The organism is Sessilibacter corallicola, assembly GCF_021290925.1.
Lineage (GTDB): Bacteria > Pseudomonadota > Gammaproteobacteria > Pseudomonadales > Cellvibrionaceae > Sessilibacter > Sessilibacter corallicola.
On the sequence record NZ_JAJSLX010000005.1, the window covers coordinates 144,830 to 166,523 of the forward strand.

Consider the following 21,694-nt stretch of genomic DNA (forward strand, 5'->3'; position numbering starts at 1 on the left):
ACTGATTTGATTATGAAGCTTTGGCAATACGATTTAATTTGGAAATTAGCGTTGCCTTTGGCACGCAGACGATTGAAAAAGCGCGCCAAATTAAACCCTGGTTACGGCTTAAATATCGATGAGCGTTTTGGGCTGTACACCAAAACTTACACCAGTGTGCGGCCTGTGGTTTGGTTGCACACGGTATCGGTGGGTGAGGCGATTGCAGCAAAGCCATTAATCGAATGGCTGCTGAGCGAAGAGCAATACCAAGTGTTAGTGACCTGTTCAACACCCACCGGTCGCGATCAATTGTTGGAATTATTCGCCGATAAAATCTGGCTGGTGTATGCGCCGTACGACACCAAGCTTTTTGTTGACCGCTTTCTCGATGCGTTTAATCCCCGTGCTTTTTTTATCATGGAAACGGAATTGTGGCCGAATTTAATTCGAGCCTGCCGAAACCGAAATATTCCCGTTGCATTATTAAATGGTCGCCTGTCGGAGAAATCTTATAAGGGCTACACCAAACTGGGCACGATGATGTCCCAAATGCTGGATGATATGTCACTGATCACAGTGCAGTACAACAGTGATGGTGAGCGATTTAAAAAGCTTGGTGCTGCGCAAAACAAAGTAGTGGCCTGCGGCAGTATTAAATTCGATATCGAAATCACCGATGATATTAAAAGCAAAGCTTCACAGCTGAAATCGCACATGCACGACGTTGGTCGGCAATTTATTTGGATCGCCGCGTCAACTCATCAAGGCGAAGATGAAATTATTTTGGCGGCACACAAACGTTTGCTTGCCAAGCAACCGAAAGCGTTATTAATTTTGGTGCCCAGACACCCCGAACGGTTCCAATCCGTTGCCGAATTGTGCTCGTCTTTCACCACTGAAAAAAGAAGCCAGACCGAAATGTTAGCCAAGGGTACCGAGGTATTGTTGGGCGATACATTGGGCGAATTGATGATGCTTTATGGCCTCGCTGATCTTGCCTTTGTCGGCGGCAGTTTGGTGGAAAACGGTGGCCACAATTTAATTGAACCGGCGAACTGGAATTTACCTTTATTGAGTGGGCCGAGCCTGTTTAATTTTTCAGTCATCAGTGATCAGTTACTGGAAAAAAATGCTCTTAGTATCGTCAATGACAGTGACGAGCTTTATCAGCAATTAAGCCGTTTTTTGGACGATGATTTACGCGCAGTAGCGGGCAGGCAGTCGGGTGAATTTGCTTTGGAAAATCGCGGCGCATTAGCGCGAGCCATTGCGGAAATCAAACCCTATTTGCCAGCAGCTGATCAAACAACGGAATAATCAAAAAACGTTCGTCGGCCGTTTTTTGCCAGGTGAGAGGGAACTTTACTGGGGTGTTTTATTGCCTGCCAATCGGTGATTTTTCCGTTTTTATTGAGTGGCTGCGCGGCAATTTTTAATCTTTCAAAGTCTTCTGAATTTTTTTTAATTTCACCGTGATTATATTCAATTGTATTATTGTTGATCCTATCAACGAGCTTGGAAAAATCCGCCGTTGCGGTGGTGTTTTCAAGATCGACTAATTCAGCGGTTATTAATAATTTATTGAGTTTAACGGCCAGCGTTTTTATTTTATTGAAGTGCTCAGCGTAACAGTGCGCTAAATGTTCTGTATCAGTTAACCGTGTTTGATTCAAAGGCCCAAAGCTGCGTTCGAACGACCGAATAATCAGTGGATGAAATCGCTCTCTGGGTTGATGTTTGAGTTTATCCAACATTAATGTAATCGACGGCAACCAATCGTTAAAATCTCGATGCAGATACATCCAAATGCTGTTGGGATAAAGCGCATTCAGCTCGCAAAAATCAGAAAAAACCGGTGTATCGGCAATAACGTTGGCTTGTTCAAACGCAGCCTCGGTGAAAGCGGTGTGAGCCACCAAAAAATGGTGTTGCAGAAATACATGGCACAAGCTGGTTGTGCCAGTTCTCGGTAGGCCAAGAATAAAAATTTTCTGATTGGGTTTCAGCATAAATTATGAATTAATGATTGGCCTGCTCGTACATTAAATAATAGCTTTCTTCCATGCCTAAATTTTCATAAGTGGTTTGGGCAACGCGATTTTCTTTTTCAACGTAGAGCCTAAAACCGCAGACATTATTTTGCTGATCGGCCAGCTCTTTCACGGATTGATACAGCAAGCGGTAGACACCTTGGCGACGAAATTCGGGGGCAACGTAAACACTTTGAATCCACCAGAATTCTTGGTTTCTCCAATCACTCCATTCTTTGGTGATCATTAAGCTGCCGGCAATGGTGTCGTTTTCGCTGGCAACCAAATAAAAGCCGCGCTCGGGTTCGCTGATTAAACGTGTTACACCATTGGTGAGTATGGCGTTATCCAGTGTTTTGTCTTCGGTTTCCATCGCCATGGCTTGATTGAATTCGACGATGATTTCAGCGTCTTCTAGGGTGCCTTGGCGAACGGTGAATCGTGATTCTGACATCTACAATATCCTGAAAATGAACAAGGGGTTACCAGTGCTTTGCACAGTAATTTAAAATTAATTGCGTGAATTCTCGAACAAGGTTCGATTTTACCGTCCAGGTGTGCCAATACAAAGGCACAAATACCGGAATGTGAGGCGTGAGCTTAATGAGATCACCGCGATCAATGTACTTTTGGCACTGCAACTCCGGCACCAGTCCCCACGCTAATCCTCGGCGAATAAAATCCAGGTAATTTTCCGCCGAAGGAATTTGGTGAAAACGATACTGCGCGACCTTGAGCTGAAAGTGTTCGGCTAAGTAATTTTCCTGCAATTTATCTTTGGGACCAAAGTGCAGCGCTGGTGCATCGATAAAATGCTCGGCGGAAGGCCCGTTGGGAAAATAAGTCTGTTTGAATTCCTCGGTGCACACGCTGTAGTACACCATATCGCCCAAGTGGAAACTGTCACAGCCACTGATGGGCTCTTTGTGGGAGCTGATCGAGCCAATGACGTCCCCCTTGCGCAACAGCTCTAATGTTTCGTCCTGATCATCGACCTTCAAATCCAGCAATACCTGATTCTGTTTGACGAATTCTGCCATAGCCGGAATAAACCAGGTGCCGAGGCTGTCGGCGTTGATACCGATAGTGAGGTTGTGCGATCGGTTGCTGTGGGCGCCGAACATTTCGGATTCGAGCAGTTCGGCCTGGCGGTAAAAGCTCATCAGGCGTTTGCCGAGTTCGGTGGGAACGGGTGGATTACCGCGCAACAACAGTGTGTGACCCGACTGTTGTTCCAGTTGCTTGATGCGCTGGGATACCGCAGATTGGGAGATATTGAGCCTCTGTGCCGCGCGGTCAAAGTTTCCGGTTTCAATGACCGCCGCCAATGCTCGTAATTGTCGATTGATGAGCTGCATAAGAAAAACTTATCTGTGATCAGAATATTTAGTTTTTGTGGATTCGATTCCTATCTTAAACTTTAATTGTCTGTTGAAGCTATAGCGTTTGACAGACACTTCTGTGTGTCCAGCACAAACTTCTTATTCTTCGAAACTCTATTTTTTTAGGAACTGCAAATGATCAGTCTGTTGCCGATCGTCAAAGGCTATTCGTTGACGCTGGGGTTGATTGTCGCTATTGGTGCGCAAAATGCCATGCTAATCAGTCAAAGTATTCGTAACCAACATCAATGGCTGATGGCCGCTATTTGTATGGTGATTGATATCACCCTTATTTCGGCTGGTGTTTTTGGCTTTGGGGTTGTGATTGAGCAAGCGCCGGAGATGGTCACGTATTTTAAATACGGCGGAGCGGCGTTCTTGGCGTGGTACGGTTATCGCGCGTTTTGTGATTCCCGCAAAGAGCAAACATTAGAGTCCAGTAAAACGGTGGTTACCGGTCGTAGAACCATTATTTTGATGACCTTGGCGGTGAGTTTGCTCAACCCACACGTGTATTTGGATACCGTGGTATTGATCGGCTCTGTCGGTGCGCAAATGCCTGGTACAGATCAGTTTGCTTTTGCCTTCGGTGCGTCTATGGCATCAATTACTTGGTTTGTTTCTTTGTGTATTTTAGGCAAGGCGTTGCAGCCGTTGTTCGAGAAACCGATTGCCTGGAAAATTCTTTATACGATTGTGGCGTTAATGATGTGGGCGATTGCTTTGAGCTTACTGCTGATGTAATAGCAGGTCTTAAACAACCCTGATTATTCGAATGAATTAATCAGGGTGTGTGTTGGCCATCTAATTAATACTGCATTACATAAACTTAGCCAAAGGATTATCTTTCAGCTCTTTTTCTCGATCGCTGTCGATGGTTGCTTTTAGTTTATCCAAGAATTTTTGGTAACTGTCGGCTTTGTGTGCGAGATTAGGGGTTTTTAGCAACGCGCTTTTCAGAAGCGTGTAAGCTTCAAAAATTGCAGGTTTGTTGTTGTAGCGTTTGTGGAAATTATTCAGCAATTTAATGACTGACTTGTAATCGCCTTGGTTGAATAAATCTCTGGCAAGATCGTTACACACATCTGCTTTTGATGGGTGGTAATTGGGAATTACCGCAGAAATCGCTCGGTAGGTATTTACCGTTGCGTATTCGTCGCCACGGCTCATGATTCTGGGTAAGTAAGTATCCGAATAACGCTCCAGGGCGTCTTTGTCTTTAACCGCGCAAATGAGTTTAAAACACTTTTCCCACAAGCTGAGATTGTTGTGGTTTTTAGGCAGCAGTTCGCGGTAAACCTCAATGGCCAAGGAGTAACGGCCTTCTTTGACCAGCACTTCTATTTGCGCGGTTTTTATTTGCAGTTCGGTTCTCGGTTCGTGAGAAACGCTGGAATCCGGTGCGTAGAACCCCAACGCATCTTGTTTTTGAAACACCAAATACCCCATCATGTGAAAGGTAATGACGCTGTAATAACCGGTGATTAGGTTGCTGGTAATGATTTGAATGTTTTTATGTTCTGCGCCGATTAAGCTCGATAGCAGCACCAGCGACGACGACATAATAAACAAAAACACCAGCATGATGATGTAGGCGGCACCGGTGGATTTAATTAACTGTGCAATATTGGAGGGGCTGACGGCTTCGGCTAAATCACCATTGACCGCCAATAAGATAAAATTCGCAGGCAGCACGATCAGCACCAAACACAGCATGACAATCGCCAGTTCTTCGCCTAAAAAACTTTCCACGACAATGACCAGGGCGATACCTAAACCGCCAATTGCAATCACCTGGGCCAGCAATTGTATGCCGCCGTTAAAGCTTTCTTCGACTTTCGGTGCTTCCATTTTTCCAGCAGCGGTGTTTTCCAAACACTGAAACGAGTAGCGCATCAGAAAAATGGCTGGCACTAATAGCAACAGCGTCACTTGGTAGTATTGGGCGAGGAAAGCAATGACTGTCACTAACCCGATCAACATCAGCGATTGCTTATTAAATCCGTAGCGATAAATCTGATCCAACTTCCGCCAAAATGGCTCAACACTGTAGGCCGCGCCCAAGAAGGTCAGCGGTTGTCCGCAGTTAAAACAGCGACGCGCTTCGATATCGTCGGAGGCTGGATTTTCATCGCAGCAAGATTCGCACGTGAAGAGCTTACAGTTGCGGCAATAGTAACTGGCAGGTTTTAACGGATGATATTTACAGTGGCTCATACTACAGGGTTAGAGGTTCCGCGTTAGTTCATCGGCGTATTCATCGTAGCGAACTTTTTTATTGGGGAAGCCTTCACGTTCGTAATAATGTGACAGACGTCGCGCAAGTTTTGCCAGCGCCGGATCGAGAAATTTTAATGTGGCTAGGTGTTCGAATATTGTTTCCGATAACAACGGTTCGTTGGCATCGACCAATTTCATCGCAATTTGGGCTTGTGTTTTGGGTTGAAAAGCTTGTCGCTGTTGTTCGTTGAGCGATTTCCAGTAAGCCAACCAAGCTTCGTTAAGACCGCTTAAATTGCCGTGCGATGAAAGACATTCAACCAGAAAATCCTGTTGTTTTTCGCCGCCGATGGCTTTGAATAAATTCAGTTTGATTTCCAGTAACGTGTGGTCGTTACTGTGATTGGCGAGCATTTTATTGGTTAAATCCAACGCCTGGGAAAATTCATAATTGGCGATGGTTTTATAAACGCGGTCTAATTCTTCTCGATAGTGATCAATTTCCTGATCTTGATCGAGATAGTTTTCATCAATAGCTTTTTGATTGGTGTACTGGGTGTAAAAAATTAACGCGAAACCAGTGATGAAGCCGCCAATGTGGGCGCTGTAGGCTACCGACGATTGAGTATCAAAAATCAAATACAACAATTCAGTCAGTAAATAGACCGGTAAAATCCACAGTGCAGGTGCTTTAAAATAACCGACAAAGATAAATGCCCAGTAAAAAAACTCGATCTTTTTCAGCTTAAACAACGCCACGTACATGGCCATCACCGCTGAAATTGCGCCGCTGGCACCGACTAAATAGCTGGTTTCGCGACTGCCTGCATTGAATAACCAGTAAATAATTCCTGCGCCAATTCCACCTAAAAGGTAATACGTTAGAAAACGCTGAGAACCCAATGCGGCTTCAACGGCAAAGCCGCACACCAGCAGAAAAATCATATTGCCCATTAAATGCCAGATGTCGCCGTGCAAAAATTGGTGACTGATTAAATTAACAATACTCAAATGCTGGGTGGTTAAACCGTAGGCGCGGGCGCTGACGGTATTTACTTGGGCGTTGAGTTTTTCTCGCGATAATCGCCACTGGTCAAGAACATTACTGTCGTTGGTGTAGAACTGATCGTTTTCCCGAATGTAAATGGCAAAATCCGGGTTGGTTACCATGTCTTGAAATAGATACGCGGAATCTGTTTCTAGCAGCTGATCTAGGGTTAGCTCGTAGTTTTGCGCCTGGGTACGCTCCCAAAAGTCTTGATACGCTGGCCATTCGGTTTTATTCAGTTGCTCTGATTTATAAAAATTATAGGCGTTGTTGAGTCTGCGCTCGTCGCCGCTTTGGTAAATAGCGAATATCAGGATATTCAGTAATATCAGGGCGAAAACGGCGACAGGTGGCCGAGACCAATCAATGCGTTTTTCTGTAGGAAGTACAACCATAGAACCTTGTTATTAAATCAGTGGCGTCTAATTAAGCTTAATTTCACGAACTTAATTTCACGAATAAGTGTTTCCAAAGAATCAATCTACCTCAACCGACGGCAACAGTGAACTTGTGTATTGTCCCGCTGAATTCGATTTTTGCCTTAATCATTCTCAAAAGTCATTCTCAAAAATCATTGTCAAATAGTGTCTTACTCTACCAAACCATGAACGGATTTGACCAATTATTCAATTTAAGTGGTTCTGATTCAGTCTAGAACGGAAATTGAAGAGACAAGACATGGCTAAGCAAGAAGAATGTATTGGGGGAGTACAGGAACCTTGATATAGAAGGAAAAGTGGCGAGAGAAAGCAGACAAAGGGAAAAAGGGGATGATGAGCGAGAGAACCTCGCTCACATAGGATAACCAAGCTCATACACCTCTGCCGTGTTGATGAAAAATTCTCTCCGGCAGAAAGGGTTTAAGCCGTGCTACAAGGCTCTAGTCTAGGCCGTAATTCGCGCGTGATTTTTCTGTGCCCGAATTCAACCAGTTGTTGAGTTCCAAAATATCCGACGGGGCCAGTGTGCCAGCGGTTTGTTTGAGCTCTAATGTGCCGATGATGTAGTCGTACAGAGCATTGTAATAGTCAGATTTGGCTTGGAACACACCTTGTTGAGCGTTCAAAACATCAACGAAGTCTCGCGTACCTACCTCGTACCCGGCTTGGGTTGCTTCCAAAGAACTCTCACTGGAGACAATCGCCTGCTTACGCGCCGCTACGGTTGCAACGTCGGTTAATACGCCCAAGTGCTGAGATCGTGCCGATTGGATGATTTCGCGCTTGGTTTGCAAAAAGGTTTCTTGGGCTTGGTTATATTCTGCTGCGGCTTGACGTTTCTGAGCTTTTAAACCGCCGCCGTTGGTGATTGGCAAATCGATGGTGACGACGAAACCGGAGCGGTCGGTGTCGCGGTCGCCTTCAAAGTTGTGATCGTCGGATTTCAATAACTGCGCTTGCACAGTCGGTAACAGCGAGCTTGATGCCGCTCGTGAGCTTTGGCGTGCAGCTTCTGCAGAAAAACGCGCGGCTTCCAAACTGTTGTTATTTTTCAGGGCAAATTCAACCCATTGTTTGCGATCAGAAGGAACCGGTTCGGTGACTGGGAAGCTATCCGATAACGCAGATACGGCAGTTTGCGGCGAGCCGGTGATCACCTCTAAGGTATCGTAAGCGGTACCGAGCACGTTCTGATTGCCAAGGGTTTCCGCGCGTGCGTTATCGTAGTCTGCTTGTGCATCGTGAACGTCAGTGATTGCAGTCAGGCCCACTTCGAAACGTTGCTGGGTTTGATCGAGCTGGCTTTTTAGGGCTTTTTCAAGCGCGATAGAGTTTTCTAGCACATCCGCTGCTCGCAAAACATCAAAATAGGCGTTGGCCACACGCAGCATAAACGCTTGCTCGTCGGCTTCGAATTGCGCTTTGGCTTGATCGGTTAGGCGCAAACCCTGTTTGTAGGTGTACCAAGCGTTCAGGTCGAACAAGGCTTGTGTTAGCGTGATCGAATAAACCTGAGAGCGGTTGGAGGTATTAAAGTTTTGCGTACTGATGCCCGCATCGAATTCCACATCGGTGTATTCGGCGCGTGCGCCAATATTGGGAACAATACCGGTGCGGTTAATAATCTTAGCTTGGCGCCCGGCTTCATAAGCGGCACGATCAGCTTTTAGTTGGTGTTCATTGTCTAGGGCGAGTTGATAAACTTCTTTTAAATCCACGGCGAACGCTGATAATGGCGCTGCCAACAAAGCGAGTGATAACAAATATCTCAGTGGTTTTCTTGCCATGTGTGTTAATGCCTTAACTCTAGTAACGATTATCTGCGACTCCTTGATTGCCGTCGCCGATGAATAAATATGGGATTTCGAGCGTTTGATAAAACAAGCGCGATGAATACTTGGGATTTGCAAGCCCAGAATTGGGTCGTTTTGTTAACTGCTTGCAAAAGGCGTTAATTAAAACGTTGGGCAGCCCAGCCTTAAGTCATAGTAGACGCAAGAACGTTATAAATGGTTTCGTATGTGGCCTTTGATTAACTATAAACCGAATTTATCTAGGTGTAGTGGTGTTATACGCCAAAAAATCTAACCGATTGCGCCAATTATGGGAGGTTTTACTGAGCTGATTACACGCATAATTCGTGTTTGCTTCAATCGAAAAATAGTATACCCCCCCGCAATATAAGACTGAACCTATTAATCATAATGGCGCGTAAAAATGCGTCATTAGCAAGTGAAAACCTGTGTAGGTGTTAAGAAAAGACAATTATTGGAGCATAGAGTCCGTTAATGAGTACCCCAAATTTCGATCAACAAGATGTTTCGATTTCAAAAAAAGTGGTGAGTTATCGCGGCTTTTTCAAGATGCTCACGTACACACTGAAACACCGTTTGTTTTCCGGCGGTTGGAGCCAAGAATTTACTCGGGAATTATTTGTCCGAGGTGAAGCCGTAGCAGCGATTTTGTACGACCCTCAAAAAGACGCGATTGGCTATGTTGAGCAATTTCGAGTGGGCGCTATTGCTACCAGTAAAACGCCTTGGTGTTACGAAGTTATTGCCGGCATTGTCGAACAGGGCGAGACGCCTGAGTCTTGTATTGAGCGTGAATTAATAGAAGAGGCTAATTTCACGGCTGAGCAATTAATTCCCATCGGCAGTTATCTTTCGAGTCCGGGTGGTTGCGATGAGCGAATCCACTTGTTCTGCGCATTGGGAACTCTGGATGAGAGCGGCGGAATTTTCGGGCTCGAGCACGAAAACGAAGATATTCGCTTGCATGTAGAAAGTGCCGATCAGGTTTTTGAAAGAATCTTTACCGATCGATTCGATAATGCAGCGACGGTGATCGCGTTGCAGTGGCTGCAGCGACACAGAGATCAACTGAAAGCTCGCTGAGAGCGTACCTTACAGACTGTGAATTGTTATGCGCATTCTGACAGGGTATCTGGTTTTTGAATGAGGTATTCAGTTATTAATAGCAAACCCTGAATACGCATTCGCGGCCAGTCGCTATTTTATTCGCGCAAAAACGCGCTATGCTTAGGGCTTATTGCTGTGTGCTTGGTGTTTTGATTGGCTTATTCAAATCGCTTTTTATCGTTGCTAAGCGCTTGCAAATACACAGTGACAAACACGATCGCAATGCCTACAGCGGCAGTTTGCGTGTGTATTTATATTTATTAAATTCAACGACTGGAGCTTGATTGTTGCAGATGAGGTCAGCTGTTAAAGAACGCCATCAGTATGCTGTCGATTTGCGTGCTCAGCAGGCCGAGTGCGACGCGAACTACGTGCGCTTACTGAAACTGTTACCTAAACTCAGTGAACAAAATTGCTGGGAGTATACAGTTGATGGCAACACTAACGCGGTAAGTGAGCGAGTTCGATTGAGCGTAATTGAACATGCCCCTTACACCTCCACCGTTGAAATCGAGCAATTGTCCTGTGCGTTGAATTGGTCAGAGCAGCCTGACCGACGGGTGCTTCGAGTGCGTATGTATCACGATGCTCAAATGGCGGAAGTGGTTGCTTGGAATACTTACTGGAACACCCGAGCACGATATTCGTACCCAAATCAGCATATGCACCAAATCGATGAGAAAGCTCAGCTCAATCGCTTTTTGGGCGAATGGCTATCCCATTGTTTGTCGTGTGGAAGGGTTGTTACGACTATCGCCGAGTAGTTAACAGTCATTTGCTTTGTTTTGGTGCAGACACAAATGTGTAAAAGTGTGTACTGGAGCAAAATTTCGATAAAAGGTTGCTGAATTTGTTAGCGTTTAGTTTCTGATCACTGTCGTTCTTTGTATACTCGACTTATATTATCCAATGTGTTCATTCCATTTCGGTATCGCACATTGTCAGCAAGCGCTATAACCATAGTTAGCAAGCGGTATAACCATCATTTTTTGATTTAGCGAACTAGCCAACTCAAGCGGGGGCAACGTTGTATTTATCAGCGTCAAAGACAATTCGACTAGCTCAAATCACCGACCCACACCTCGGCAAAAATCCGGGTGAGGAACTGTTGGGGGTGAATACTGACAACAGCTTGCAGGATGTTCTCACATCGTTGCCGGAGCACGATTTACTGATCGCTTCTGGTGACATCTCCAACGACGGCAGCCCTGAGTCCTACCGTCGCTTCGCCGATACACTCACCAATCAAGGTATTTCACGCTTCGCGTGTTTGCCGGGCAATCATGATGACCACGAAGTTATGGCTCGGGTCATGGGGCCTGCGGTGATGAATCCCGTATTGGTGCTCGGTTCTTGGATCTTTATTTTGCTCAATTCTCGCGTACCGGGTTTTGAGTACGGCGATTTGTCGGACAGCGAATTGAAATTCCTCGACAAAACTTTGGGTCGCCATCCAAACCACCACGCCATGATTTTCTTGCACCATCAACCGGTGAAAGTGGGCAGTGCCTGGATCGATCAATACTTGGTTCGCAGTTCCGATCGATTCTTTAGTATTCTCGACCAACACGAAAACGTTCGCAGTGTGGCTTGGGGTCATGTTCACCAAGATTTCCACATGGTTCGCAACGGTGTCGAACTGTTTGCCAGTCCATCCACTTGTGTGCAGTTCAAACCTAAGTGCGATCAGTTTACGATTGATACAACAATGCCGGGTTATCGTATGTTCAACCTGCAAAGCGATGGCGGTATTACCACCTCTATCGGTCGTGTTGATGAGAAAAACTACAACATCGATTTCAGCTCATCCGGCTACTAATTTTCTCCAAACCAAAATCATTGTTAATACCTGCGTACTCAGTCTATAAAATGACTTCCAGTACGCGGGCTGCTCGTTGTTCTTAAGAGCTCGAAATAAATGTGCCTGATTCGATGTTGTGTTGCTAACAGGCTCCACAATAGATCCATCTTCCCAACAAATCCGTTTACAACTCTTAGCAATCGCAAAATTTCACCACAAACTCATCAGTTCGTCTGGTATGGTATCAGCCCCTCGTTTAATATCTGTCGGGAACCAACTGTGCCAAATGTCAGGTGATGTTAGGCGTTAGGATTTAAAAGGCTGACAGTAATGGCAAAGGCGTCGTTAATCTACATTCATGGGTTTTTAAGTTCTCCCATGTCGCACAAAGCTCAGGTGACAAAGTCTTGGCTAGAGACAAACCGTCCAGAGGTCGAATTTTTCGCCCCCAAGCTTCCGCCTTACCCAGAGGAGACGGGTCGAATTTTGCAGGATCGCGTTGAGAGTCTGTCTGGGCCAATTTATCTGATGGGCAGCTCTTTAGGTGGTTTTTGGGCGACATTTTTAGCGGAAAAATACGACTTGCCCGCGATTGTGGTAAACCCAGCGTGTAAACCTCAAGCATTGCTGCCCGATTATGTCGGCAAGCCGCTACAGAACTACCATACTCAAGATACCTACGAGCTAGCTTCACACCATATTGCGGAACTTGAAGCGTTCGATGTCGCCGTATCCAGAACTCAAAACTATTGGTTAATGGCCCAAACAAACGATGAAACACTAGACTACCGTCAGGCGGTAGAAAAATATCAAAGTGCGCGTCAATTGATCGAAGAGGGAGGTAATCACAGTTTCGAAGGTTTCGAAAACCATCTTTCTGATTGCATGGAATTTTTTGATCAATTCTACGGCCAGCGCACTTAAACCACACAGATTACTATTACTAACACCGATCGTATTCATTCATGTCGAAATATACTGCCCAAGATATTGAAGTCCTCACGGGATTAGACCCGGTTCGTAAACGCCCGGGGATGTACACCGAAACCTCTCGTCCCAACCATCTTGCTCAAGAAGTTATTGATAACTCCGTCGATGAAGCGCTTGCCGGACACGCAAACGAAATCACCGTGGTTCTTCACAAAGACCACTCAATGACCATTGCCGATAACGGCCGCGGTATGCCAGTGGATATTCACCCAGAGCAAGGCAAGCCCGGTGTTGAAGTGATTCTCTCGACCTTGCATGCAGGCGGTAAGTTCTCCAACAAGAACTACCAGTTCTCCGGCGGTTTGCACGGGGTCGGCGTTAGTGTGGTTAACGCGTTGTCGAAGATTTTGGAAGTGACCATTAAGCGCGGTGGCGAGGTTCATCGCATCGGTTTTATGGGCGGTGACAAAGCCAGTGATCTAGAAGTCATCGGCACATGTGCCAAAAAGACTACCGGCACCAGTGTTCGTTTTTTACCGGATCCGAAATACTTCGATACCCACAAAATATCGGTCACCCGCATGCGTCATGTACTGCGTGCAAAAGCGGTGCTTTGTCCAGGGTTAAAAGTTGTATTTCGCAACGAGCAAGCCGATGAAGTGGATGAATGGTACTTTGAAGACGGATTAAAAGATTATTTATTGGCCGCCACGCAAGGTTGGCCAAGCGTACCCGAAACACCTTTCGTCGGTTCTTTTGCTGGCGAAACCGAAGGTGCCGATTGGGCAGTACAATGGTTGGTTGAAGGTGGCGAATTAACTCAGGAGAGTTACGTAAACCTGATTCCTACCGCACAAGGTGGTACTCACGTAAACGGTTTGCGAACCGGCCTTTTGGAAGCCTTGCGTGAATTCTGTGAATTCCGCAATTTATTGCCGCGCGGTGTAAAACTGACACCAGAAGATATCTGGACCAATTGCTGTTTTGTATTGAGTTCAAAAATGGCCGACCCACAGTTTTCGGGTCAAACCAAAGAGCGGTTATCGTCTCGTGAGGCGGCCGCATTTGTCTCCGGTATTGCCAAAGATGCATTCAGTCTTTGGTTAAATCAGCACACCGACGACGGCGAAAAACTCGCTGAATTCTGTATCGCCAACGCCCAGCGACGGGTTCGTTCGAGCAAAAAAGTCGCCCGTAAAAAAATCACCCAAGGCCCGGCCTTACCCGGAAAATTAGCCGATTGTTCCAGTGATGATCCCGATCGCGGTGAACTCTTTTTGGTGGAAGGTGATTCTGCGGGTGGTTCCGCCAAGCAAGCACGTGATCGTGAATTTCAGGCCATCATGCCGTTGCGTGGAAAAATCCTAAATACTTGGGAAGTCGACAGCGCTGATATTCTCGCTTCACAAGAAGTGCATGACATTTCTGTCGCTCTGGGCGTTGATCCCGGCAGCGATAATCTCGAAGGTTTACGTTATAGCAAAATTTGTGTTCTTGCCGATGCGGATTCCGATGGATTGCACATCGCGACATTATTGTGTGCGCTGTTTGTTCGTCATTTTAAACCGCTGGTTGAAGCCGGAAATATTTACATTGCTATGCCACCGCTGTATCGAATTGATGTTGGCCAAGAAGTTTTTTACGCCCTAGATGATCAAGAAAAAAATGGCATCTTAGAACGTCTTAAAGCCGAGAAGAAAAAAGGCAAACCCAACGTGCAACGCTTTAAAGGTTTGGGTGAAATGAACCCCATGCAGTTGCGCGAAACCACCATGGCTCCCGATACTCGCCGGTTGGTAAAACTCACCATCGACGACAGCGAATTAACCTTCGGCACCATGGATATGTTACTCGCGAAAAAACGCGCGAGTGATCGCAAAGTATGGTTGGAATCGAAAGGCGATTTGGCTGAGGTTTAAATGAAAAAACTCCTTGTTTTCTTTGCCGCCGGTTGCCTGGGCGCACTAGCCAACAGCTTAGCCGTTTGGCTATTTGGCAAATACGGTATTACTACCGGTTTGGGTGTTTCGATTGCGCCGTCGCTAAGTCCGGCTTGGCTTTATCCCAGAATCGTATGGGGTGGTATTTGGGGATTGCTGTTTATTCTGCCCATGTTGCAAACCAAGCCGATTATTAAAGGCACTATTCTGAGTTTATTTCCTACGATAATTCAGTTGTTTGTTGTCTTCCCATATAAAGCTGATAAAGGTATAGCTGGATTAGAGCTTGGGTTGTATACCCCTTTATTCGTTGTATTTTTTAATTGGGTTTGGGGTGTTGTCGCCGCGTTGACGATTCGATTTGCTCGATAAATAAGGCTATGATTTCGCATTAGAAAACTCCGACTTGTTCGGAGTTTTTTATTTCTACCCCGGTGAAATTTTGCGAGCTTTCACGTTGGTTTGTGGTAGCTATATTTGTGGTAGCTATATTTGTGGTAACTACAACAGTCTATCTAAGGTTTTCTGTGCTTGATGTTTAATATCCGGTGGCGCAGAAGGGTCATGTATGATAGCTTCGATAGCAGCCAAAAAATAAAGCTTATTATGGTGCCCTGTCTCAAAGTGATTGATCTCACGATCCATAAAAATAGTGAATGCCTCAAGGGCAGATGATCTTATCTCGTTTGAATAGTTTTCAATTCCACTTAAAATGTGATCGTTAACTGCTTTTAAATCCGATGAATCTAGCTTGGCCATTGCAATAATGGCTTGACCTGTTAGGTAATTGGAGTAGTTGGTTTCAATTCTACGGCTGAGTGCGTTAATAGCTTGCTTTTTGTTTTCCAACCCAGTGATGGATTCACTCATATTAAGCGCTTGCATTAAAATTCTTGGATTGCTTTCATTTTCTAGAATCGAAAAAAATCCATGCAAGTTAGATTCGCTGTTCCCAATTTCGGATCTCAAAAGTTTTAATGCGATTTTTCGTTCTGCGTCAAACTCACTGGCGGCAAATTGATTGGCGAGTGCAATTCTATCTTGGCTCGACAACGATGAAAAAATTGCATGAGCAACACCTTGCTTTTTTATGTTGTGATCAGTGCTTTCGTCTTCAAAAAAACTTGAGAGAAGCTGTTCGAGGATTTCAGGATGTTGTATGAGTTGTTCAGTAAATAACTCGGGCTTACTCTGTATTTTTTGTACTTCGTCGTCCGTTAGTTCGTAGCCCACCGTTAAACTGTTAATAAGATCTCTACCGCAAAATTGCGAGCATTGGCTGTTGATTCTGGAGTTATCTTTGATGGACGTAAATGTTGACGATGAATCCAAAACGTTGTTATGAATAATTTTCTGGGAAGTGTAATGAGTAAATGGTATTACCGACTTATCGAGAGATGTGGTTACCGTTGGTTGTGTCAATGCGTTTTTTTCAGATAGAAAAAATGCGTATCTCGTTATAAGCAGTCCAGCAATCACAAGGCTGAGAATGATTAATTTTATTTTCATGATAACCTCGCTGCGGATTATGTCTTTTAACAAGGTTACCAAGAAGGTGGGTTTTGCACCTTCTTGGCTGATGCTTCTTTATTGAGTATTACGTGCTAGTTGCTGGATATTAATCGTGAATATTAGTTAAACGGTAGAAGGTAATGATGTCGCCGTCACTGTCGTTACCACGATTATTTTGCGTGTACGCGCCCGCTTTAAAATACATCCATTCGTCAGAACGATCGTAACCGCTGTTTAATTGATTCATATTGAAGCTCGTGCTACCAATAATTGCTCCGTCACGGTCGCCACGACGAATAATTATTTCAATTTCAGCGCCTTCATTAATAATTTGATAAGAGAATAATTCATCTAAAGCAATTCCATTGGATGGATTGTTGCAATCCTCATTACCAATAATATTAAAATCAATGTCATCGCCATCTCTGACTTCATGGGAAACATAAATACAACCGCGGTCGTCGCCCGGATTTTTACGATAATACAACCGTGCGGGTTCATCGTTGTCGGCATGAATTTGACCGATGATTGTTCTCCCTACGTGCACGCCAAAACCGCTGGTAGTAACTTTATTCACGCGTAATGTTGCGGAGAGAACGCCATTAGTACCACCCCAATTGCTTGCGTTTCCAGGTTGATAACCTAATCGCCAGTTATTGCCGTTGACCCCTGTAGTTGAAATATTGGTGTTTCCTGCGCGCAGCATTTCGCGTAACTCTGAGCGAACAAAAGAGGTATTTGTACTCGTTTTTGCGCCGTCCAACCGCGTAACAAAACGCATTCCACCGTCTGTGTGAGTAAAGAAAAATGCTCGTGATTCGGCAGAAATTTCGTCCCAACGTAATTCGCCAAAACGTTCGGATTCACCGTCGCTGGCGAAGGCTGGAGTATCAATGACCCAATCGGATAAATCGAAATTTTCCCAGGGTTCTTTATTGGGATCTAGGCCAAATTGATTGTCAGCACCAGTTCCTCGAATTAACCACTGCTGATTGACATTACTGTTTTGCGAATTCCACAAATAGATTAATTGGCCATTCGAAGCGCCGTTGTTTCCGTCAATTGAAAAACTAACCCCACGTTTTTTTATACGTGTTGTGCCATTAGTTAATGCAATTCTTTCCCAGTGTTGGTTTCTATTGTTGGCGTTACAAGGTTGTAAAACAACGGGTTGGCGCCGAGCGCCACCGTCACCGCCATCCAAGCAATGGTTGCTGTTCATTTTTTGTAATTGAATGAAGCGGCCATCGACATCCAAGATGTTCCACTGTTGATTTACGTTAGATGCATTCGAACTTTGTAGCACGATCTGTCTATTGTTTGCGACACCGTTACCGCCATCGATTGAAAAATTGGTTTCGTTTTTTTCGATTACAACGGTATTCGCAGAAATAACGGAACTGGAAAATAGGCCAATAAATCCCACTGTCGATAATAACCATGTAACTTTTACCATAATCATCTTCTCATGAATTTTAATAAAGTGAGGTGTGTGGATGTGAGCTAAGGTCTTCAATTTAGCGGCACAAATTATTACCAATTGTTTTTACAAAGTAAATTTAATTGGTATAACAATTATGCGTATGAGTGTTCTCTTATATTTAGTTTTGTTCTATTCGGTCATTTCTTTGAGTCTTAAATGGCTCAAAATGCAAGTTATACCGATTGTAGCCTTTGGTTTTGTAACCTTTATAAATAAAGTTGAGTCTATTTAAAGATCTCTATCCTAGTTATTATTCTATGATTTATTTTTTTGGTCTGACCAATTTTGGTTTGTCGAGGGTGCAGTTAAAAGCAGAGGGAAAATAACGACGCAACACCAGCGTGTCGGTTGTGGTTAGTGGTTTTATGAATCGTATTGGATTGCTGGTGGAAGGGAATTAAATGCTAGCAGATGAGATTACACAGAGTCGTAAAAGAAGTTTTTACGGCTCTGTGTACTGATTAAGATATCAATTAAGGTTGTTGGTTGATTCGCCAATCGTATTTAATATAAGACACTTTATAATCTTCTGGTAATTTCTCGGATAAATACTGATTGATGTAATTCGGCAAATCTTTTTTCTTGCCAGATTCTACAAAGTCTTCGGTGTAGAATTTTAAAATGGAAGAAACATTGATTCGTTTTTTATCGTGATCGATATTAAAGTGCACGGGTTTGCTGAAAAACTCTTTTGCGGCCACATCGAGTTCGGCATCAAGGTTTTCTGCAGTAAACGGTTTTTGTGGTAGGCGAGGACAATCCTTCACCATGCAATTTAAAGCAAAGTGAGATCTAGGTTCATCTAGCGGGCGAATAACTTTATTTTCATAGTGATACAAATTGGTTTTTTTGCCGGCAATGGTCACTTTTCGCAATAGGAAAAACGAAGCCCGCTTTATGGTGCTGGTAAAGCCTTTGGGGATATCTCGATCGATAACGCCTTGCATGGCCAGCGCATTGTATGTATTAATGTGGTACGCCATTAATACGTCCGCATCTTTAAAATCCTCTGGGTGTGAATCTGGCCCATAAATTTCAATCGCATCAACAACGCTTCTTAATTCTTGTGGGTTCTCTTTAATACCGTAAAAATTAATCCGTCCTTTTTCGTCTACATAAGTGGAAAGCACGTTAGCCCAACTTTGCATGGCTTGTTGGTATTGTTGGGCGGCATTTTCAGTTTCTGATTGCGCAACGGCAAACGCACTGCTTAGCCCAAAGTCCAGGCATAGTAACCACATGATTATTTTTCGCGGAATATTTGTAATATCAATATTCATTAGTCAATCTCTACTGTGTCTAAAAGTTGTGTGCTTGAACATTTACTGCGTGCTTTTTTTGCAGGTAAGGGTTCGTAAAATTCGGTTTGGCCTTTTTCGTTCTGTACAGTCAAGGGTTTTAAAATGTAATCATCGCGATTGGCGTTATGTTCACACATTGAAACCGGGCCGTCGGCAGTCATCACCATAAATGAACAGGCGTGTACTCGGTCTTGATTGAGACCGTCGGCGTCCATAAAATTTTGAATAAAAAACGTGAGCTTTTGGACATCGCCTTTGGCAATAAATAAGTGCTTGCCTAAATTGTTTGATTGATAGATCGCGTACTGTAAGGCGCGTACCCACCAATCGGGCTTCTTCAAAACGGCTTTTAATGCACTTTTTACAAGCTCGCGGCGGTTTTTAAATTTTCCGGTAGTAAGCTCAGAAAAATCCCGAAGAAATTCGCCCACTAATTTTTTATCTTCCACTACTGGAAAGATGTTTTTGTTGGCAACAAGAGTGGGTAAATAACTGTGGCATTCGCTGTGGCCAACGCGTACAGCATCCCAGGGTAAGTTTTTTCCGGCGACCTTTTCGATGGTTCGTTTGACGGTCTCGTGGCTAATGATTTCTTCTCGACTGCCCCATTCGCCACGACCGGTATCGGCTTGTAAGTTAAACGAGGCCAGCCCGATGACATCAGCATTGTCGCGAAAAAACGTTAAAATTTCGGGTAGTTCATGAAAATTATCGGTATGAATGGTGGTGTTAAAAATTACCATCAAGCCCAAGCCGCGGGCTCGTTCAATGTATTCGGCGCGAATTTCATTCAATTGTTTTTCGGTATCGAAGCCTTTGCGTTTTTGTGTGGAGTCCACATGGAAGGCAATGTCTTTTAATCCGGCATTGGCTAGTTTTTCGAGCAACGGCCGTGTTGCAGCAATACCGTTCGTGAATAGGGCAGGATAGAGGCCAATACTTGCAGCATAAGCCACAATTTTTATCAGCTCTTTATGCTTGCGCAGTGTGGGATCACCACCGGTAATTTGCACGTTAACGCCGGTGCCGTAGTGTTCGACCACTTGATCTAAACGGCGATACACTTCGGCAATGGGAATGTCTTTTACCGATTGAGAATGATCAGATAAATAACACAACGAGCAATCTAAATTACAACGCTGGGTAATTTCTACGGCGACGCAGCCAATGGTTTGGCTGCGCCCCAAAATTTGGTTCGGTGCATCAATGTGTTGCATACGACTGAGCGTGTTTTTGAGTATGTCTGCTCGCTGCATATTTGGGAACCTTGGCTCACGGGTATCATCTGATTATGCACATTAGGGAGTTGGAAAATATGCGGTTTTTTAAACATTTTAAGTTCGCGCGATGTTTACATTTAGTGACAATATTCGCATCAAGCACCGTGGGCACAGTGACCTTCGCCAATGACGCATCTGAACAAATTGATCAATCAATCAAAAATAGCTTCAACGATATTCAAAGTGCTGTTTTTTCTGACCCTTACGATGCCTTACCCAAATACAAGGTGACCAAAAAGTTGTTCGGAAAATCGGGCGATCATCCAGACAATCATGTGTTGCGTGCCGCGAGAAGAAGCTTGACGTCAACGGTGGATTTGTTCGATTTCCCACTCGGCCAAAAGGTTTTTCAACCCAACGGAATTTGCTTTGCTGGGCATTGGTTGATCGAGAGTGACTCCGAATATACTGGATTATTCGAAGAGGGAACTCGTGTGCCTGTGATTGCTCGCGCATCAGTTGCTTTAGGTGGCACATTGCAAAAACACAAGCGTGCGTTTGGTATGGCCGTCAAATTGTTTCCACACCCCAATCCAGATTTCCCAGGTAAAACGGCGAACCTTTTTGTCATGAATTCTTTGGGAGGCGTAAAAACTCAACACGTTCTTGATCTATCGATGGATAACGCTCCAGCATTGGGCGCGTTACCGCCTATGAATAAATGGGGCACCATGCTTCGTTTGCAGCGTGATTTTGCCAAAGCCGATCGTGAATTAAGTGGCGATGATTCAGAAATTGCCTATCGGCCAGTGGATGCGTTAGCCAATATTAATAGTCGTAATGGAAACGCTCTTGAGACTGTTTATTCCCCAACTTGGGTTCGATTAAGTATTGATAAACACATACCAAAAATGGACCAGGATGATTTTCGAAATGAACTGCGTGTAAACCAATATCCAGAGGGAAAATTGGTTTGGCATATTGACGTAGCTGCAGGTGAAATATCCAACAAGAAGCAAGCACAGTGGCAACGTATTGGTCGATTAGAATTAACGAGTTCCATCACATCAAAAACTTGTGACCAGCGTTTGCATTTTCAACATCCGCTAGGGCAATAGTTAACAAGTTAGTCGTTAATCAAAGGCTTTTATAAAGAACGCAGAATAATATTGGTTTTTTCAGATTTGTTGCTCGGGAAAGCTATTTGATTAAGATTAGAAAAATGTGTTTTATAGTTAATCTGACTATGGAAATATTTTATAAGGCTTATTGTTCATAAAAGTTGTAATTTATGTCTAAAAATACTGTGAAAGAGTTCTAGAACCTGGGACACTGACTGTGCGTTTTACACTCTTTAACACGAGTTCGTTTAAACTAGGTAGCCTGAATGGGTTTCAGGATTCTTAATTAAGACTTAAGTTATTTATCGATTGGGTAATATTCTTCGACCCCTTTTTGATCAAAATATGGCTTAACATACCTCT

The 21,694-nt window shown here is 44.3% G+C and carries 19 protein-coding genes; 9 read left to right on the plus strand and 10 right to left on the minus strand.

What is annotated here, in order from left to right:
• Positions 1–12 precede the first annotated feature (12 nt).
• Positions 13–1,299 carry a lipid IV(A) 3-deoxy-D-manno-octulosonic acid transferase gene (waaA, locus tag LU361_RS19170; RefSeq protein ID WP_233090778.1) on the plus strand — a complete coding sequence of 429 codons (1,287 nt, stop codon included), beginning with the start codon at positions 13–15 and terminating at the stop codon, positions 1,297–1,299.
• Here waaA and LU361_RS19175 read toward each other — a convergent pair.
• Genes LU361_RS19175 through LU361_RS19185 form a run of 3 tightly spaced genes read right to left on the minus strand, consistent with a single transcriptional unit; the run spans position 1,284 to position 3,370 of the window.
• Complete coding sequence (locus tag LU361_RS19175) at positions 1,284–1,991, minus strand: sulfotransferase (protein ID WP_233090779.1); 708 nt, start codon at positions 1,989–1,991, stop codon at positions 1,284–1,286. The genes waaA and LU361_RS19175 overlap by 16 nt on opposite strands.
• Before the next feature lie 10 nt (positions 1,992–2,001).
• Positions 2,002–2,466: a GNAT family N-acetyltransferase gene (locus LU361_RS19180; RefSeq protein WP_233090780.1), complete on the minus strand. Its 465-nt coding sequence runs from the start codon at positions 2,464–2,466 to the stop codon at positions 2,002–2,004.
• 28 nt (positions 2,467–2,494) lie between these two features.
• The gene (locus LU361_RS19185; protein ID WP_233090781.1) at positions 2,495–3,370 is read right to left on the minus strand and encodes a LysR family transcriptional regulator ArgP; all 876 of its coding nucleotides are present in this window, start codon (positions 3,368–3,370) and stop codon (positions 2,495–2,497) included.
• 159 nt (positions 3,371–3,529) lie between these two features.
• Here LU361_RS19185 and LU361_RS19190 point away from each other — a divergent pair, with 159 nt between their 5' ends.
• Positions 3,530–4,138: a LysE/ArgO family amino acid transporter gene (locus LU361_RS19190; protein ID WP_233090782.1), complete on the plus strand. Its 609-nt coding sequence runs from the start codon at positions 3,530–3,532 to the stop codon at positions 4,136–4,138.
• A 75-nt stretch (positions 4,139–4,213) separates the two neighbouring features.
• On the opposite strand, the gene LU361_RS19195 is transcribed toward LU361_RS19190, so the two are convergent.
• The 3 genes from LU361_RS19195 to LU361_RS19205 form a co-directional block, all read right to left on the minus strand.
• The gene (locus LU361_RS19195) at positions 4,214–5,611 is read right to left on the minus strand and encodes a B-box zinc finger protein (RefSeq protein ID WP_233090783.1); all 1,398 of its coding nucleotides are present in this window, start codon (positions 5,609–5,611) and stop codon (positions 4,214–4,216) included.
• A 9-nt stretch (positions 5,612–5,620) separates the two neighbouring features.
• Positions 5,621–7,057, minus strand: a complete 1,437-nt coding sequence (locus LU361_RS19200) for a rhomboid family intramembrane serine protease (protein ID WP_233090784.1) — start codon at positions 7,055–7,057, stop codon at positions 5,621–5,623.
• A gap of 485 nt (positions 7,058–7,542) precedes the next feature.
• Positions 7,543–8,889 (minus strand): TolC family outer membrane protein, encoded by a 1,347-nt coding sequence (locus tag LU361_RS19205; protein ID WP_233090785.1) that lies wholly within the window; start codon positions 8,887–8,889, stop codon positions 7,543–7,545.
• A 501-nt stretch (positions 8,890–9,390) separates the two neighbouring features.
• Here LU361_RS19205 and LU361_RS19210 point away from each other — a divergent pair.
• From LU361_RS19210 to LU361_RS19235, 6 genes are all read left to right on the plus strand, one after another.
• Complete coding sequence (locus LU361_RS19210; protein WP_233090786.1) at positions 9,391–9,999, plus strand: NUDIX domain-containing protein; 609 nt, start codon at positions 9,391–9,393, stop codon at positions 9,997–9,999.
• A 317-nt stretch (positions 10,000–10,316) separates the two neighbouring features.
• Positions 10,317–10,787: a DUF1249 domain-containing protein gene (locus tag LU361_RS19215; protein ID WP_233090787.1), complete on the plus strand. Its 471-nt coding sequence runs from the start codon at positions 10,317–10,319 to the stop codon at positions 10,785–10,787.
• Positions 10,788–11,050: 263 nt separating this feature from the next.
• Positions 11,051–11,842, plus strand: a complete 792-nt coding sequence (gene cpdA / locus LU361_RS19220; RefSeq protein ID WP_233090788.1) for a 3',5'-cyclic-AMP phosphodiesterase — start codon at positions 11,051–11,053, stop codon at positions 11,840–11,842.
• 312 nt (positions 11,843–12,154) lie between these two features.
• The gene (locus tag LU361_RS19225; protein WP_233090789.1) at positions 12,155–12,748 is read left to right on the plus strand and encodes a YqiA/YcfP family alpha/beta fold hydrolase; all 594 of its coding nucleotides are present in this window, start codon (positions 12,155–12,157) and stop codon (positions 12,746–12,748) included.
• A gap of 41 nt (positions 12,749–12,789) precedes the next feature.
• Entirely contained in the window at positions 12,790–14,673 is a 1,884-nt protein-coding gene (gene parE / locus LU361_RS19230; RefSeq protein ID WP_233090790.1) for a DNA topoisomerase IV subunit B, read from the plus strand.
• Positions 14,674–15,066, plus strand: coding sequence for a hypothetical protein (locus LU361_RS19235; protein ID WP_233090791.1), 393 nt, complete (start codon positions 14,674–14,676; stop codon positions 15,064–15,066). It begins immediately after the preceding gene.
• A 129-nt stretch (positions 15,067–15,195) separates the two neighbouring features.
• Here LU361_RS19235 and LU361_RS19240 read toward each other — a convergent pair whose 3' ends face one another.
• The 4 genes from LU361_RS19240 to LU361_RS19255 form a co-directional block, all read right to left on the minus strand.
• Positions 15,196–16,203: a hypothetical protein gene (locus LU361_RS19240; RefSeq protein ID WP_233090792.1), complete on the minus strand. Its 1,008-nt coding sequence runs from the start codon at positions 16,201–16,203 to the stop codon at positions 15,196–15,198.
• A gap of 109 nt (positions 16,204–16,312) precedes the next feature.
• On the minus strand, positions 16,313–17,662 hold the full coding sequence (locus tag LU361_RS19245; protein WP_233090793.1) for a polysaccharide lyase family 7 protein: 1,350 nt from the start codon (positions 17,660–17,662) through the stop codon (positions 16,313–16,315).
• Between the two features lie 500 nt (positions 17,663–18,162).
• Complete coding sequence (locus tag LU361_RS19250) at positions 18,163–18,969, minus strand: DUF547 domain-containing protein (protein WP_233090794.1); 807 nt, start codon at positions 18,967–18,969, stop codon at positions 18,163–18,165.
• Entirely contained in the window at positions 18,969–20,246 is a 1,278-nt protein-coding gene (locus LU361_RS19255) for a radical SAM protein (protein ID WP_233090795.1), read from the minus strand. The genes LU361_RS19250 and LU361_RS19255 overlap by 1 nt, the downstream gene beginning before the upstream one ends.
• 104 nt (positions 20,247–20,350) lie before the next feature.
• Here LU361_RS19255 and LU361_RS19260 point away from each other — a divergent pair, with 104 nt between their 5' ends.
• On the plus strand, positions 20,351–21,328 hold the full coding sequence (locus LU361_RS19260; RefSeq protein WP_233090796.1) for a hypothetical protein: 978 nt from the start codon (positions 20,351–20,353) through the stop codon (positions 21,326–21,328).
• Positions 21,329–21,694 lie beyond the last annotated feature (366 nt).

Bases quoted from the DNA above. Each gene is read 5' to 3' on its own strand.
- waaA (WP_233090778.1), top strand. From the start codon at position 13: ATGAAGCTTTGGCAATACGATTTAATTTGGAAATTAGCGTTGCCTTTG.
- LU361_RS19175 (WP_233090779.1), bottom strand. From the start codon at position 1,991: ATGCTGAAACCCAATCAGAAAATTTTTATTCTTGGCCTACCGAGAACT.
- LU361_RS19180 (WP_233090780.1), bottom strand. From the start codon at position 2,466: ATGTCAGAATCACGATTCACCGTTCGCCAAGGCACCCTAGAAGACGCT.
- LU361_RS19185 (WP_233090781.1), bottom strand. From the start codon at position 3,370: ATGCAGCTCATCAATCGACAATTACGAGCATTGGCGGCGGTCATTGAA.
- LU361_RS19190 (WP_233090782.1), top strand. From the start codon at position 3,530: ATGATCAGTCTGTTGCCGATCGTCAAAGGCTATTCGTTGACGCTGGGG.
- LU361_RS19195 (WP_233090783.1), bottom strand. From the start codon at position 5,611: ATGAGCCACTGTAAATATCATCCGTTAAAACCTGCCAGTTACTATTGC.
- LU361_RS19200 (WP_233090784.1), bottom strand. From the start codon at position 7,057: ATGGTTGTACTTCCTACAGAAAAACGCATTGATTGGTCTCGGCCACCT.
- LU361_RS19205 (WP_233090785.1), bottom strand. From the start codon at position 8,889: ATGGCAAGAAAACCACTGAGATATTTGTTATCACTCGCTTTGTTGGCA.
- LU361_RS19210 (WP_233090786.1), top strand. From the start codon at position 9,391: ATGAGTACCCCAAATTTCGATCAACAAGATGTTTCGATTTCAAAAAAA.
- LU361_RS19215 (WP_233090787.1), top strand. From the start codon at position 10,317: ATGAGGTCAGCTGTTAAAGAACGCCATCAGTATGCTGTCGATTTGCGT.
- LU361_RS19225 (WP_233090789.1), top strand. From the start codon at position 12,155: ATGGCAAAGGCGTCGTTAATCTACATTCATGGGTTTTTAAGTTCTCCC.
- parE (WP_233090790.1), top strand. From the start codon at position 12,790: ATGTCGAAATATACTGCCCAAGATATTGAAGTCCTCACGGGATTAGAC.
- LU361_RS19235 (WP_233090791.1), top strand. From the start codon at position 14,674: ATGAAAAAACTCCTTGTTTTCTTTGCCGCCGGTTGCCTGGGCGCACTA.
- LU361_RS19240 (WP_233090792.1), bottom strand. From the start codon at position 16,203: ATGAAAATAAAATTAATCATTCTCAGCCTTGTGATTGCTGGACTGCTT.
- LU361_RS19245 (WP_233090793.1), bottom strand. From the start codon at position 17,662: ATGGTAAAAGTTACATGGTTATTATCGACAGTGGGATTTATTGGCCTA.
- LU361_RS19250 (WP_233090794.1), bottom strand. From the start codon at position 18,969: ATGAATATTGATATTACAAATATTCCGCGAAAAATAATCATGTGGTTA.
- LU361_RS19255 (WP_233090795.1), bottom strand. From the start codon at position 20,246: ATGCAGCGAGCAGACATACTCAAAAACACGCTCAGTCGTATGCAACAC.